General features: G+C 74.7%; 15 protein-coding genes. 9 read left to right on the top strand and 6 right to left on the bottom strand.

All coding sequences use genetic code 11. The annotated features are described in order from the left end of the window. Positions 1 to 63: 63 nt before the first annotated feature. On the bottom strand, positions 64 to 3,447 hold the full coding sequence (locus ACFC1F_RS17125) for a BTAD domain-containing putative transcriptional regulator (RefSeq protein ID WP_376159126.1): 3,384 nt from the start codon (positions 3,445 to 3,447) through the stop codon (positions 64 to 66). 242 nt (positions 3,448 to 3,689) lie between these two features. Between ACFC1F_RS17125 and ACFC1F_RS17130 the strand changes: the two genes are divergently transcribed. Further along, positions 3,690 to 4,505: a site-2 protease family protein gene (locus ACFC1F_RS17130; RefSeq protein WP_209416630.1), complete on the top strand. Its 816-nt coding sequence runs from the start codon at positions 3,690 to 3,692 to the stop codon at positions 4,503 to 4,505. A 19-nt stretch (positions 4,506 to 4,524) separates the two neighbouring features. Here ACFC1F_RS17130 and ACFC1F_RS17135 read toward each other — a convergent pair whose 3' ends face one another. After that, positions 4,525 to 4,722 carry a hypothetical protein gene (locus ACFC1F_RS17135; RefSeq protein WP_148645392.1) on the bottom strand — a complete coding sequence of 66 codons (198 nt, stop codon included), beginning with the start codon at positions 4,720 to 4,722 and terminating at the stop codon, positions 4,525 to 4,527. Between the two features lie 129 nt (positions 4,723 to 4,851). Next, entirely contained in the window at positions 4,852 to 5,544 is a 693-nt protein-coding gene (gene npdG / locus ACFC1F_RS17140) for an NADPH-dependent F420 reductase (RefSeq protein ID WP_209416629.1), read from the bottom strand. Between the two features lie 47 nt (positions 5,545 to 5,591). Here npdG and ACFC1F_RS17145 point away from each other — a divergent pair, with 47 nt between their 5' ends. The 3 genes from ACFC1F_RS17145 (at position 5,592) to ACFC1F_RS17155 (ending at position 8,430) form a co-directional block, all read left to right on the top strand. After that, complete coding sequence (locus ACFC1F_RS17145) at positions 5,592 to 6,191, top strand: hypothetical protein (RefSeq protein WP_209416628.1); 600 nt, start codon at positions 5,592 to 5,594, stop codon at positions 6,189 to 6,191. Between the two features lie 116 nt (positions 6,192 to 6,307). Then, on the top strand, positions 6,308 to 7,690 hold the full coding sequence (locus ACFC1F_RS17150; RefSeq protein ID WP_376159129.1) for an MFS transporter: 1,383 nt from the start codon (positions 6,308 to 6,310) through the stop codon (positions 7,688 to 7,690). A gap of 65 nt (positions 7,691 to 7,755) precedes the next feature. Continuing rightward, the gene (locus ACFC1F_RS17155) at positions 7,756 to 8,430 is read left to right on the top strand and encodes a GNAT family N-acetyltransferase (RefSeq protein ID WP_376159131.1); all 675 of its coding nucleotides are present in this window, start codon (positions 7,756 to 7,758) and stop codon (positions 8,428 to 8,430) included. Between the two features lie 3 nt (positions 8,431 to 8,433). On the opposite strand, the gene ACFC1F_RS17160 is transcribed toward ACFC1F_RS17155, so the two are convergent. Then, positions 8,434 to 8,664 (bottom strand): hypothetical protein, encoded by a 231-nt coding sequence (locus ACFC1F_RS17160; RefSeq protein WP_148645388.1) that lies wholly within the window; start codon positions 8,662 to 8,664, stop codon positions 8,434 to 8,436. A gap of 105 nt (positions 8,665 to 8,769) precedes the next feature. Here ACFC1F_RS17160 and map point away from each other — a divergent pair, with 105 nt between their 5' ends. Further along, complete coding sequence (gene map, locus ACFC1F_RS17165) at positions 8,770 to 9,615, top strand: type I methionyl aminopeptidase (protein ID WP_209416626.1); 846 nt, start codon at positions 8,770 to 8,772, stop codon at positions 9,613 to 9,615. 22 nt (positions 9,616 to 9,637) lie between these two features. Here the strand turns inward: map and ACFC1F_RS17170 are convergent, their stop codons facing one another. Continuing rightward, entirely contained in the window at positions 9,638 to 10,339 is a 702-nt protein-coding gene (locus ACFC1F_RS17170) for a bifunctional DNA primase/polymerase (RefSeq protein WP_209416625.1), read from the bottom strand. A gap of 477 nt (positions 10,340 to 10,816) precedes the next feature. Here ACFC1F_RS17170 and ACFC1F_RS17175 point away from each other — a divergent pair, with 477 nt between their 5' ends. Together ACFC1F_RS17175 and ACFC1F_RS17180 are read left to right on the top strand one after the other, a co-directional pair. Continuing rightward, positions 10,817 to 11,047: a hypothetical protein gene (locus ACFC1F_RS17175; protein WP_209416624.1), complete on the top strand. Its 231-nt coding sequence runs from the start codon at positions 10,817 to 10,819 to the stop codon at positions 11,045 to 11,047. A gap of 59 nt (positions 11,048 to 11,106) precedes the next feature. Next, complete coding sequence (locus ACFC1F_RS17180) at positions 11,107 to 11,307, top strand: hypothetical protein (RefSeq protein ID WP_209416677.1); 201 nt, start codon at positions 11,107 to 11,109, stop codon at positions 11,305 to 11,307. A gap of 37 nt (positions 11,308 to 11,344) precedes the next feature. Here the strand turns inward: ACFC1F_RS17180 and ACFC1F_RS17185 are convergent, their stop codons facing one another. Next, on the bottom strand, positions 11,345 to 12,013 hold the full coding sequence (locus ACFC1F_RS17185; RefSeq protein WP_209416669.1) for a PadR family transcriptional regulator: 669 nt from the start codon (positions 12,011 to 12,013) through the stop codon (positions 11,345 to 11,347). A gap of 172 nt (positions 12,014 to 12,185) precedes the next feature. Between ACFC1F_RS17185 and ACFC1F_RS17190 the strand changes: the two genes are divergently transcribed. Further along, positions 12,186 to 12,584, top strand: a complete 399-nt coding sequence (locus ACFC1F_RS17190; protein WP_209416623.1) for an ACT domain-containing protein — start codon at positions 12,186 to 12,188, stop codon at positions 12,582 to 12,584. A gap of 242 nt (positions 12,585 to 12,826) precedes the next feature. After that, complete coding sequence (locus ACFC1F_RS17195; RefSeq protein ID WP_209416622.1) at positions 12,827 to 13,084, top strand: Prokaryotic metallothionein; 258 nt, start codon at positions 12,827 to 12,829, stop codon at positions 13,082 to 13,084. Positions 13,085 to 13,227 lie beyond the last annotated feature (143 nt).

Consider the following 13,227-nt stretch of genomic DNA (forward strand, 5'->3'; position numbering starts at 1 on the left):
GCAGCACCACGGGTCACCCGGCCACCGGCCGGCCCGCCTCAGGGGACGAGGCGGGCCGGCCGGTCATTCGTTCATCAGGTCGAGCAGGTCCACGACCCGGCCGGCCGCCCTGGCCCCGCCCTCCGCGGCGGCCTCCTCGTACGCCTCGTCACCGAGCAGGCCGCGCAGGCGCGCCTCGGCGGTCTCGCGCTCGACGCGCTCCAGGTAGCCGCCGCCCTTGGGTCCGTTCAGCCCCGCGTGCGCGCCGAGCAGGACCGCCGCCCGGCGGGCCGCGTCGAGGTCGCCGTCACGCTCGGCGAACGCCCGCAGCACCCCGGCCGCCGCCGGCACCATCATGATCGACATCTGATCGGCGAACCCGCTCGCGGCGTCCGGCACCGTGTGCAGCAGCCGCCGGCCCTCGTTGACCACCTCCCGCCCCCGCTCCGGGTCCCCGGCCTGCGCCATGACCCAGCCCCGGGTGACCGTCAGCATCCCGCCGACCAGGCCGGGGGCGAAGAAGCCCGCCCGGTTCCAGTTCAGCTGGTCCAGCTCGGCCAGGGCGGCGTCGTACTCGCCCCGCTGGGCGTGGATCCCGCAGAGGACCAGATGCCCGAAGAGCACCGCGCCGTTGGCGGCCTGGCTCTCGTCCGGGTCCGCCTCGGCCAGCGCCTCGCGGATCTGCCGCTCCCCCTCGACGGGGTCGCGGGCGAGCAGCGAGTTGCCGAGGTTGACGCGCAGCATCGGCACCTCCTGCGGGGCGCCGAGCTCCTCCGCCAGCTCGATCGCCCGCTGGTACGCGTTGACGGCCTCCTCGGCCCGGCCCTGATTGGCCATCGACTCGCCGTGAGCCGCGTACGCCTGGGACATCCCCCAGCGGTCGCCCGAACGGCGGAACAGCTCCAGCGACTCCTCGCCGTCGCGGACCGACTGCTCCAGGCCGCCGGGCCAGTCGTTCATCATCTTGGCCCGGATCTGCAGGATGAACGCGAGGTCGGTGGCGTCCCCGTGGCGGCGGCAGCCCTCCACCGCGTCGTCCAGCAGGTCCCGCATGATCTCCAGCCGGCCCGCCAGGAACGCCCCGAACGCCCTCATCAGCCCCGGGAACCGGTAGCTCTGCGGAAGGTCCGGGGTGTAGGCCTCCAGCAGCTGCCGGGAGAGGCGCGTCGCCTCCTCGTCGGCCAGCACGTCGAGGTTGCCCTCGAAGAGCCCGACCAGCCGGTACAGCGCCATCTGCCGGCGGGCCTCCGCCACCACCCCGGGCGGCATCGGCAGGCCGTACTCCAGCACGTGCCGCTCCAGCGGCTCCGGCGGCGGGCCGTCCGGGTCGAACGGGTCCGGTCCGAGCGCGGCCACCGCCTCGTACCAGCCGCGCGCCTCCAGGCTGAAGCCGCGCAGCGACCAGTACCAGCTCATGCCGAGCGCGAGGGCCAGCCCCTCCTGCTCCTCCCGGCCGTCCACCGCCCGGCGCAACGCGGCCCGGATGTTGTCCTGCTCCCGCTCCAGCACCGCCAGCCAGTTCAGCTGCTCCGGGCCGTGGACGTGCAGGTCGGCGGTGCTGACCAGCTCCCGGAAGTGCTCGACGTGCCGGCGCTCGGTCTCGGCCCGCTCGGCCGCCGCGGCCAGCCGCTCCTCGGCGTACTCGTGGATGGTCTCCAGCATCCGGTAACGCGGCGGGCCGTCCGTGCCGAGGTCGGCCACCAGCAGCGACTTGTCGACCAGCGACAGCAGTTGGTCGGCGACCTCCTCGCGGGGCACCTCGGTGTCGTCGGCGCAGATCGACTCGGCGTCCTCCAGCGTCCAGCCGCCGGCGAACACCGACAGCCGCCGCAGCACCGCCCGTTCGCGCTTGCCGAGGAGGTCCCAGCTCCAGTCGACGACCGCCCGCAGGGTCTGCTGGCGCGGCAGAAGGGTGCGGCTTCCGCCGGTGAGCAGCGCGAATCGGCTGTCCAGGCGGTCGGCGATCTGGCGGGCCGTCATCACCCGCAGCCTGGCGGCGGCCAGTTCGATGGCGAGCGGCAGGCCGTCGAGGCGGCGGCAGATCTCGGCGCACGCCTCCGGGTCGCCCTGCGGGTCGAAGCCGGGACTGGCGGAGGCGGCGCGCTCGGCGAGCAGGCGCAGCGCCACCGGGTCCGGCAGCGGCTCGACCGGCAGGACGGTCTCGCCGGGCACGCCGAGCGGTTCGCGGCTGGTGGCGAGGACGGTGAGGCCGGGGCACTCGGCGAGCAGCTGGTCGGCGAGGTCGGCGGCGGCCTGGATCAGGTGCTCGCAGTTGTCCAGGACGATCAGCATCCGGCGGTGGCCGCAGTGCTCGACCAGCCGGCGCAGCGGGTCCTCGGTGCGGGTCTCGATCACGTCGGCGACCATGCCGCCGGTGTGCAGCACGGTCTCGCGCAGGCCGAGCGCGGACACCACGGCGGCCGGGACGGCGGCCGCGCTCTCCAGCGGGGCGAGTTCGGCCAGCCAGACGCCGTCCGGCCAGCTCCCGGCGCCCTGTTCGGCGCGGCCGGCCTCGACCGAGAGCCTGGTCTTGCCCGAGCCGCCGGGCCCGGTCAGGGTGACCAGCCGACTGCCGGTCAGGGCGGTGCGCAGGGAGGCGAGATCGCCCTCCCGGCCGACGAAGCTGGTCAGCCGGCCGCGCAGGTTGCCCGCGCTGCGGGGCGACTGGGAGGCCGGCGGCCGTGGCGGCTGGGCGGTCGGCGGCCGGGGGGACGCCGGCTGGGCCCGCTCGCGCGCGACCGGCTCGACCGCCTCGGCGGGGGCCAGCAGTTCGGCGTGCAGGGCCTGGAGTTGGCGTCCCGGGTCGACGCCGAGCTCGTCCGCAAGGGCGCGCCTGCTCCGCTCGTAGTGGCGCAGCGCCTCGGCGGTGCGGCCGCTCTCGTGCAGCGCCCGGACCATCAGGTACTGCAGGGGCTCGTCCAGCGGCTGCCGTTCGCAGAGCTCGGCGAGTTCGGCGACCAGCTCGGCGGCCCGGCCGAGGCCGAGGTCCGCGGTGATCCGGTGCCGGCGGGCCTCGTCCCGCTGGGCCTCCAGCCGGATGGCGGGGCCGCTGCGGTCGGGCAGGTCGGCGAGGGCCGGGCCGCGCCACAGGGCCAGGGCGGCGCGCAGTCGCTCGGCGGCCAGCGCGTGGTCGGCGTCCTCCAGCGCGCGGCGCCCCTCGCCGGCGAGGCGCTGGAACTCGCCGAGGTCGGTGCGCGGCTCGGTCAGCCAGTAGCCGGCCGGGCCGGAGCCGACCCGGTCGCGGCCGATGGTGCGGCGCAGCCGGCCGACCAGGGTCTGCAGGGCGGCGGCGGCGTCCTGCGGCGGCTCGGTGTCCCACACCTCGTCCACCAGGAGGTCGGCCGGGACCGGCCGCCCCTGCCGCAGGACCAGCGCGGCGAGCAGCGCCCGCAGGCGGGCCCCGCCGAGCGGGACGGGGGAGCCGTCGTCGTGGTGGGCCGTGGTGGTTCCGAGGATGCCGTAGTGCACCGGCCCATTCTGGTCGATGGCCGCCGCCGCCGCGCACAATTGTCCGCGCCGTCCGCGGAGTCCGCGGCCCGGGCACGGAAGCCGGTCCCGGACACGGAAGCCCGGGGCCCGGGCACGGAACCGGGGCCCGGTCGTCGTACGTTCACCCTGGACGGCTTGTCCGGCGACGGACCCGCCCGGCATGATCGGTCCCTGCCCGCAGCCCCGACCCCCGCACCCCAGACACCCGGAGCACCCACACCATGACCTTCGCCGCAACGCAGCGCTCGCGCAGCGAGGACCGCCGGATCAGCCCGGTGTTCTGGGTGCTGCTCGCGATACTGGCCACGTCCGGCTGGGCGGTGTACTCCGGGTACGGCAACGCCTCGTTCGGGGTGTTCCTGTTCGTGGTCGCGGGCTGGATGGTCTCGCTCTGCCTGCACGAGTACGCGCACGCCCGCACCGCGCTGCACGGCGGCGACCTCACCGTCGGCGCCAAGGGCTACCTGACGCTCAACCCGCTCAAGTACACCAACGTCCTGCTCAGCTTCGTGCTGCCGATCGTGTTCGTGATCCTCGGCGGCATCGGCCTGCCCGGCGGCTCGGTCTGGATCGAGCGCCACCGGATCAGCGGCCGGCTCAAGCACAGCCTGATCTCGGCGGCCGGCCCGCTGGTGAACCTGGTCTGCGCGGCCCTGCTGCTGATCCCGATCGGCGCGGGGTGGCTGGACGACCCGTCCGTGCACGCGCAGTGGAACGGCTACGAGCTGAGCGTCTCGCCGTTCTCCGGCGCGCTCGGGTTCCTCGGGCTGCTCCAGCTGAGCGCGGCCCTGCTGAACCTGCTGCCGGTGCCCGGCCTGGACGGCTACGGGATCATCGAGCCCTGGCTGTCGTACAAGACCCGGCGCGCGGTCGAGCCGTTCGCCCCGTACGGGATGCTGGCGGTCTTCGCGCTGCTCTGGCAGCCCGAGGTGAACCGGTTCTTCTTCGACGCGGTGTACGGGCTGATGGGCCTGTTCGGCGCGGACGCCGACTACGCGACGCTCGGCCGGTACCTGTTCTCCTTCTGGAAGAACTAGGAGCGCAAGGACGCGGGGCCTAGGCGGCGCTCTGGGCCCGCTCGGCCCTGGCCTTCGCCAGCTTCTCGCGGCGCAGGTCCATCCAGAGGACGTTGCTGGCGATGCCCGCCATCGGGATCCAGATCAGCCCCACCCACCAGCCCTGCACCACGGAGACCACGGCGGCGGCCAGCGCGAGGACGACGACGATCGAGGCGAAGAGGGACGTGCGGGGCATGGCGGGAGCTCCTAGCGCGGGCTGACGGTCGGCACCCATTGTCGCCGACCTCACCCCGGGAGCCGGTCCAGGGGGGCGCCCGGCGCCCGGCGCGTCCGCACCGGCCGCCGGGCGCACGGCCCGGACGTCTCAGACGTCGGTGATCCGCAGGCCCGCGTGGGCCTTGTAGCGGCGGTTGACCGAGATCAGGTTGGCGACCAGCGACTCCACCTGGTGGGCGTTGCGCAGCCGGCCGGCGAAGATGCCGCGCATCCCCGGGATCCGGCCGGCCAGCGCCTGCACCACGTCGGTGGCGGCGCGCTCGTCGCCGAGCACCATCACGTCGGTGTCGATCCGCTCGACGGCCTCGTCCTGGAGCAGCACCGCCGAGAGGTGGTGGAAGGCCGCGGTGACCCGGGAGTCCGGCAGCAGGGCGGCGGCCTGCTGGGCGGCGCTGCCCTCCTCCGGCACCAGCGCGTACGCGCCCTGCTTGTCGAAGCCGAGCGGGTTGACGCAGTCCACCACGATCTTGCCGGCCAGCTCCTCGCGCAGGGCGGAGAGGGTGGCCGCGTGGCCGTCCCACGGGACGGCCACGATCACGATGTCGCTCTCCCGCGCGGTGGCCGCGTTGTCGGCGCCGCGCACGCCGAGGCCGATCGCGGCCGCCGAGGCCTCGGCGCGGGAGGCGTCGCGCGAACCGATGATCACCTGCTGGCCGGCCTTGGCCAGCCGCAAGGCGAGCCCCCGCCCCTGGTCGCCGGTGCCGCCGAGGACACCGACCACCAGCTGCGAGACGTCCGGCAGCTCGTGGGCCGGGTTTGTCGCTGAATCGAGGGAAGTCATGGGCCGATCCTGCCAAACGCCCGGCCCGCCGCGACATTCTGTGCCCCATGGACGTGGTGAGAGTTTCGGCACTCCGGGAGCGGCTGGCCGGTTCGGGCTGGCTAGAGGCGGTCGGCGGCTTCGCCGGCTCGCTGCGGCACGCCGTCGGCCGGCGGGGTGCGGACGGGCTGCTGCTGGTCGGCACCGAGGCGTACGAGCCCTGGCACCTGGCCGCCCACCTGGCGGACGAGGCGGCCTGGTCGGACGTCCCCCGGCTGGCCCCGACCCTGCTGCGGCACCGGGTGCCCGCCGAGGCCCCGGCACACCTGGCGCACGGCCTGCGGCGGCTGGCCGAGGCCGGGCGCAGGGCCACCGTGCTGGTGGTGGCCCCGGCGGCGGCCGGCGAGGGCCTGCTGGAGCGGGTGCAGGACGCCCGGCGCGGCGGGGCGACGGTGCTCGCCCTGGACGGCGCCGCCGGCCGGACGGACCTGGCGGGCCTGGCGCACGAGCGGCTGGTCGTCGGGACCGCCGAGGAGGAGCCGTTCGACCTCGCCCAGCACCTGGTCAGCGTGGCCGCCGGGGAACCGCCGGCCCGCCGCTCGGCGCTCGGCCGGCTGGCCGGGCTGGCCGGCCGGCTCACCGCGGGGCCGACGGTCAGCCGCTGGTAGGGCGGTGGGCCGGGCGGCACGGGCGGCGCCGCCGAGCCGCGCTGCCGGGCCGCGCTGCCGGGCCGCGCCGAAAACCGGTTGCCGGGGCGTGAGCGGCCCGCCGAGGATGGTGCTTCGTGAACGACGCCGAACCACCCCCGAGCGGCCGGCTGCAGACGCTGCTGCGCTCGCTGCGCCCCGACCTGACGCCCTGGCGCTCCTCGCGGGACTTCCGGCTCCTCTGGCTCTCGGGCTGCGTCACCAGCCTCGGCAGCTTCCTGACGTACGTCGCCGTGCCGATGCAGATCAAGGAGCTCACCGGCTCCTCCGTCGCGGTCGGTCTGGTCGGCGCCTTCGAGCTGGTGCCGCTCGTCGTCTTCGGCCTCTGGGGCGGCGCCCTCGCCGACGCGCTGGACCGCCGCAGGCTGGTGCTGTTCTCGGAGGCCGCGCTCGGCCTGCTCAGCGGCGTCCTGCTGCTCAACGCCCTGCTGCCGACCCCGGTGCTCTGGCCGGTCTACCTGGTGGCCGCGCTGGTCGCCGCCGCCGACGGCCTGCAACGCCCGGCGCTGGACTCGCTCACCCCGCGGATCGTCCCGCACGACCAGCTGACCGCCGCGTTCGCACTCAACTCCCTCTACCGCAACGCCGGTTCGGTGGCCGGACCGGCTCTGGCCGGGGTCGTCGTGGCGTTCGCCGGGGTGCAGACCGCGTACGCGCTGGACGTGCTCACCTTCGCCGCCTCGCTGGTGCTGCTCGCCCGGATCCGCGCCGTGCCGCCGCCCACCGGCGCCGACAAGCCGTCCGTCCAAGCCGTCCTGACCGGTGTGCGGTACGCCTGGAGCCGCAAGGACCTGCTGGGCACGTACGCCGTCGACCTGGTCGCGATGCTGTTCGCCTTCCCGGTGGCGGTCTTCCCCTTCCTCGCCTCGGAGCTGGACGCCGACTGGGCGCTCGGCCTGATGTACTCCGCCTCGGCGGTCGGCGCCCTGGCGGTCTCGGTGACCAGCGGCTGGGCCTCCCGGGTCCACCGGCTGGGCCGGATGCTGGTGGCCGCCGCCCTCGGCTGGGGCGCGGCGATGGCCCTGGCCGGCCTCACCGCCTCCGTCTGGGCCGTCCTGCTCTGTCTGGCACTGGCCGGCGGCGCCGACCAGATCAGCGGCATCGCCCGCTCCACGATGTGGAACCAGTCCATCCCGGACGAGGTCCGCGGCCGGATGGCCGGCGTGGAGCTGCTCAGCTACTCGCTCGGCCCGCAGCTCGGCCAGGTCCGGGCCGGCGGGATGGCCGGACTGGTCGGCGTCCGGGCCTCGGTGTGGGTCGGCGGCGTCGCCTGCGTGGCCGGCGTGCTCGCCCTGGTCGCCGCACTGCCCGCCCTGCTCGCCTACGACGACCGCACCGACCCGCACGCGGCCGCCGTCCGCGCCGAGCACGAGCGCGCCGCGGCGGACCGGGCGGAGGCGGATCGGGCCGCGGTGGAGGCCGCGAAGGCGGAGGCCGCGGCACCCGCCACCCAAAAGTAAGTGACAGAGCGGCCATGGGCCTATTACTCTTCCCTCGTTCAGATCGTCCGGGCGAAGGGGTGGCCGTGCTGGAGACCACGACGGAGAACGTCGTCCGCAGCTGGGTCGACGGGTGGATCGTGTCGCGGCTGGCCGCGCCGCCCGTCGTCGAACCGTGGGGGTACACCATCGACGTCGGCGTCGGCGGCCACGTCACCCGGCACGTCTTCGACGCCACCGGTAACGCCGTGCGCGAGGCCGACGTCCGCAAGGTCGCCGGCGCCGTCCGCGCCGAGGGCACCTGGCTCAAGGTCTTCGCGGACCCGGCGGTCGTCTCCCCCTGGCTCGGGCCCGACTGGTGGATCGACGACGAACCCGGCTACCTGATGACCGTCCCGCTGGCCCCCTCCCCCACGCACCGGCTGACCGCGCCTGACGGCTACCGCCTGCGCACCTGGACCCGCGGCGGCGTGGTCCGCGCCATGGTCACCGACGCCTCCGGCGCACTGGCGGCCCGCGGCCAGACCGTCCCCCTCGGCCCGACCGCCGTCGTCGACCAGATCGAGACCGACCCCGGGCACCGCCGCAGGGGCCTCGGCAGTCTGGTCATGCGCGCGCTCGCCACCGCGGCGGCCGAGCAGGGCGCCCAGACCGGCGTCCTCGCCGGGACCCCGGACGGCCACGCGCTGTACACCGCGCTCGGCTGGCGGGTGCTCGCCCCGCTCACCAGCGCGAAGTACCTGGGCCCCCGCGGTCGCTGACGGCTACTCGGCCTGATCGTCCGCCGGCCGGTCGCCCCAGCGGGGGTCGTTCTTCCACTCGCGGTTGCGCTCGTCGGCGAGTTGGAGCGCGTGGGCGGCCTCCTCGCGGGTGGCGTACGGGCCGAGGCGGTCCTTGGCGGGACACTCGGGGCCCTCCTCCACCTTGGCGTGCTTGATGCAGTAGAACCACTCACCGGGCTTGCCGGTCGGCTTGCGGTGGAATCCCAGGGGCATGGCGGTCACTCCCGTTCGGCGTGGCAGGTCGTACCGATCATTCCCCGGCCGGGGGCGCCCCGCACACCCCGGGCCGGGGCGGGACCGGCGGATAGACTCGCGGCCATGGCTCTCGTACCCGGCATCCAGTCCCCCACCCGCAAGGTCCCGGCGCACATCGCGCGCCCCGAGTACGTCGGACGGCCCGCGCCGGCGCCGTACACCGGGCCCGAGGTGCAGACCGCCGAGACGATCGAGAAGATGCGGATCGCGAGCCGGATCGCCGCACAGGCGATGGCGGAGGCCGCGAAGCTGATCGCGCCCGGCGTCACCACGGACGCCCTGGACGTCGTCGCCCACGAGTACATGTGCGACCACGGCGCCTACCCGTCCGACCTCGGCTACCGGGGATTCCCGAAGTCGATCTGCACCTCGGTCAACGAGGTGATCTGCCACGGCATCCCGGACTCGACCGTGCTGCAGGACGGCGACATCGTCAACATCGACGCCACCGCCTACATCCACGGGGTGCACGGCGACCTCAACGCCACCTACCTCTGCGGCGACGTGGACGAGGAGTCGCGGCTGCTGGTCGAACGGACCCGCGAGTCGCTCAACCGGGCCATCAAGGCGGTCAAGCCCGGCCGCCAGGTCAACGTCATCGGCCGGGTCATCGAGTCCTACGCGAAGCGCTTCGGCTACGGCGTGGTGCGGGACTTCACCGGGCACGGCATCAACACGTCGTTCCACTCCGGCCTGATCATCCCGCACTACGACAGCGAGCGGGCCACCGAGGTGATCAAGCCCGGGATGACCTTCACCATCGAGCCGATGCTGACCCTGGGCACCTACGACTACGAGATCTGGGCCGACGGCTGGACGGTCGTGACCAAGGACCGCAAGCGCACCGCCCAGTTCGAGCACACCCTCGTCGTCACGGCCGACGGCGCGGAGATCCTCACCCTGCCGTAGCCCGGCGGGACCGACGGCGCGGTCAGCCGATCAGCCACTGCTCCTCGGCGACCGCGCCCACCTCGGTGCAGGCGTCGGTCAGCACGTCCAGGACGCGCAGCGGGTCCGGCAGGGGCTGCTCGGGCCCGCGCAGCCAGCGCACCTCGGAGCCGTCCGGCAGCGCGGCCGGCGGCAGCAGGGTGTACGAGCCCCGGCAGTGCCAGCGCAGTCCGGGGTGCTCGGACATGGTGTCCGGGGTGGAGTCGAGGGCGCTCGGCCACCACTCGTCCTCGTCCACCGGGGTGCCCCGGGTGGCGGTGAAGAACAGGTAGCGGTCCTCGCCGACGGCGGCCACCGGACCCTCCACGCCCAGCGCGGTGAGCCGCTCCAGGGCCAGCCGGCCGGCCTCGGCGGGCACGTCCAGCACGTCGTGGGCGCGGCCGGTGGCGGTGATGAAGTTGGCCTGGGGGTCGCGGGAGAGCCAGCGCCCGACCTGCTCGGGGTCGGTGGTCGCCTGGGTCTGCCACGCGAAGGACACCGGGTGCTGGGCCGGCGCCGGACACGCGACCCGGTCACAGGAACACCGGTACCCGGCCGGGTGCGCGGCGGGCGCGAGCGGGAAACCGGCGCGCACGGCGCCGAGCAGCTGATCCAGTCTGGCGGCGGGACTGTCCGCGTCGGCCGACCGGGCCCGCTGACGATCACGCTTCTGCCACCAGGTCGTCCACCTGCTGCCGGATTCCATCGGGCCCCTCTCCGCGCACTGCCGTGCCTGGTGTGACACAGCACTCGACGTCCTACTCCGACGCAACGCACAGCACCCCCCGCCTGCTTCCCGGGATGGTGCTCGGCCCTGCCGTCCGCGCCCAGCCGGCCGGAGCCGGGGTTGCCGGACGGCCGACGCCCGGGTCACGGTACGGAGTCACGGCAGCACGGACGCTGCGGCTCGGTGGCCCGGCAGGCACACCGACGTGCGCCTTGCCCGGCCCGTACGGGGCCCGCTGACCCGGGTGAACCCCGAGGGCGTAACAGGAAGGATAAGGGTGCGCGGGGCCCTCGGATGACCGGGGGCGGTGCCTCTCCGGTCACACTCCCGGCACCTGCGCGTCACAACCCCTCCTCCGGACCGCCCCGGACCGCCGTTCACCCCCCGGACGCCGGGAGGCCACCCACCGGCCACCTGCGGCGACGGGAGGACCCGGCGGGGTGAGACCCTGGTGAGGTGAAGAGCGCGGAGACCGAATTCGTCGGCGGCCCCCTGGACGGCCGGATCCTGCCGATCCCGCTGGGACCCATGTACGGCGTGCCCAAGACCTACAAGGTGCCGGTCCCCGCGCACGGGGAGACCCCCGCGCGCACACTGGTGTACGTCCGGTCCAAGCAGCAGCGGGGTGTCAGCTGGTACTGGCGCTACGAGTACGACGAAGCGGCCAGCGCCCGCGCCTCCGGGTGACGGCCGCTCCCCGGGGTGACGACAGCGCTCCCCGGGGGCCCGATCCAGGGAGAACGGCCATGGCGAGGACGGCACGGCACCACCCGCGGACGAGGTCCCGGACGGCGATGCACCACAACCGGCAGGTGGCCGCGGTCACCGCGGGGCTGCTGGTGATGGTCAGCGCCTACAGCGCGGCGATCGGCCCGAACCCCTGGCTCTGGCTCGGCTGGACGGTGCTGCTGCTCGCGTGCGTGGCACTGTTCGCCATCCGCTCCTGAGCAGCGGCACCATCCGCCGACAGCCCCCCGCCGACCGCTACGCATCCTCGGCGAGGATCAGGTACAGCTTCTTGCGGGCCTCGTTGAGCACCGCCAGCCCCTTGGCCCGCTGCGCCTCCGTGCCCGTCGTCATGACCTGCCGGATCGCGTGGTCGACCGCGCCGAGCGCCTGGCCGACCTCCTGGACGGCCTCCCAGTCGACCTCACGGCCGGCCTCCGCCCACGGCTCGGCGGCCCCCGCCTCGGCCTCCGCCCGGCCGGCCTCGGTGAGCGAGACCAGCCGCTTGCCGCCGACCTCCTCCGCGGTGATCAGGCCCTCCTCCTCCAGCAGCTGGAGGTTCGGGTAGATCGAGCCGGGGCTCGGCCGCCAGGCCCCGCCCGTCCGCTCGGCGATCTCCGCGATCATCTCGTAGCCGTGCATCGGCCGCTCCTTGAGCAGCGCCAGCAGCGACGCGCGCACGTCCCCGCGCCGCGCCCGCCCGCCGCGACGGCCGCGCGGACCGCCGTGCCCGCGGCCCCCGTGCCCGCCGAAGCCGCCGAACGGCCCGCCCATCGGGCGACCGGGCCCGAACGGCGGCGGCCCGAAGGGGCCGAACGCCCCCCGGCCCTCGAAGCCCTCCCCGGGCGTCCCCCCGAACTCCGGGCCCGGCCCGCGGCGCCGTCCGCCGCGCGGGCCCTCCTCACGAAATCGTCGTCCCGAGCGCATCGCGCCCACCTCCTGCATTCGTTCGTCCATCAGTCGTTCGGACAGTCGAGTAACTGTCTCGATAACTCGACGATATATCGGTGACTGTCGCTCGTCAACGGTTTCCGACACGGCCGGCCGGTCGTCGGCCGGCACCCCGTGCGGCAGGGGCCCAGCCGCTACGGTGGCGGGCATGGCCGGTGAACGAGACCTTGCGACCCTCCTGCGCGGAATGCGCCCGCAGCTCAACCCGGGGCGGTACGTCTACTGCACGCTGCCCGCGAAGGTGCCCGCCGGGATGCGGCCGGTGGTCACGGTCGCCGAGCCCGAGGGGGTGACGGTGGTGGTGGCGCAGGAGGAGGCGGACGCACTCGGCCTGCGCTACGAGTACGTGGCGGCCTGGATCACGCTGAAGATCCACTCGGCGCTGGAAGCCGTCGGCCTGACCGCCGCCGTGGCGGGCCGGCTGGCCGAGGAGGGGATCAGCTGCAACGTGGTGGCCGGCTTCCACCACGACCACCTGTTCGTCGGGGCCGAGGAGGCCGACCGGGCGGTCCGGGCGCTGGAGGAGCTGTCGTCCCGGTCCGCCTGAGGCTCCGGTCCACCTGAGGCTCCGGTCCACCTGAGCCGCCGGTGCGTCCGGGCCCCGATGCTTCCGCACCCCCGTACTTCCGGGCCCCTGTGCTACCGGACCCCTGTGCTTCCGGACCCCCGTGCCTCCGGGCCTCCCGGGCGGGTGCGGCCGAGTGGCCGGTGCCGGGGGCCGCTCCGACACTGGGAAGGGCTGAGCGCCAGACCGGCCGTTCAGCCCCCACCGGAAGGGAGACGGCCACCATGGCCATCTGCGTCACCTGCGGCAACGACTACTGGCTCGCCTTCGAGATCAAGACCATCACCGGCGACGTGTACACCTTCGACAGCTTCGAGTGCGCGATGGAGAAGCTCGCGCCGCGCTGCGAACAGTGCCAGGTCCGGATCGTGGGCCACGGCGTGGAGGTGGCGGGCCGGTTCTTCTGCTGCGCCAACTGCGCCCGCGTCAACGGCGGCCTCGGCGAACAGATCCGCGACGCGGTCGGCGCCCACCCGTCCTGAGCCGCGGGCGGTGCCCCGCCCGAGGACGGACGGCTGAAGGCCCGTCGGACCGCGGCGCCCTGCCCCCCGGCGGAACCCCCCCCGACGGCCGGAAAAACGGCCGCTAAACCCGGGTGTGTGTCACCGCCTAACCCCAGCAAATG

This window comes from Kitasatospora sp. NPDC056181 (genome assembly GCF_042266225.1).
Taxonomy (GTDB): domain Bacteria; phylum Actinomycetota; class Actinomycetes; order Streptomycetales; family Streptomycetaceae; genus Kitasatospora.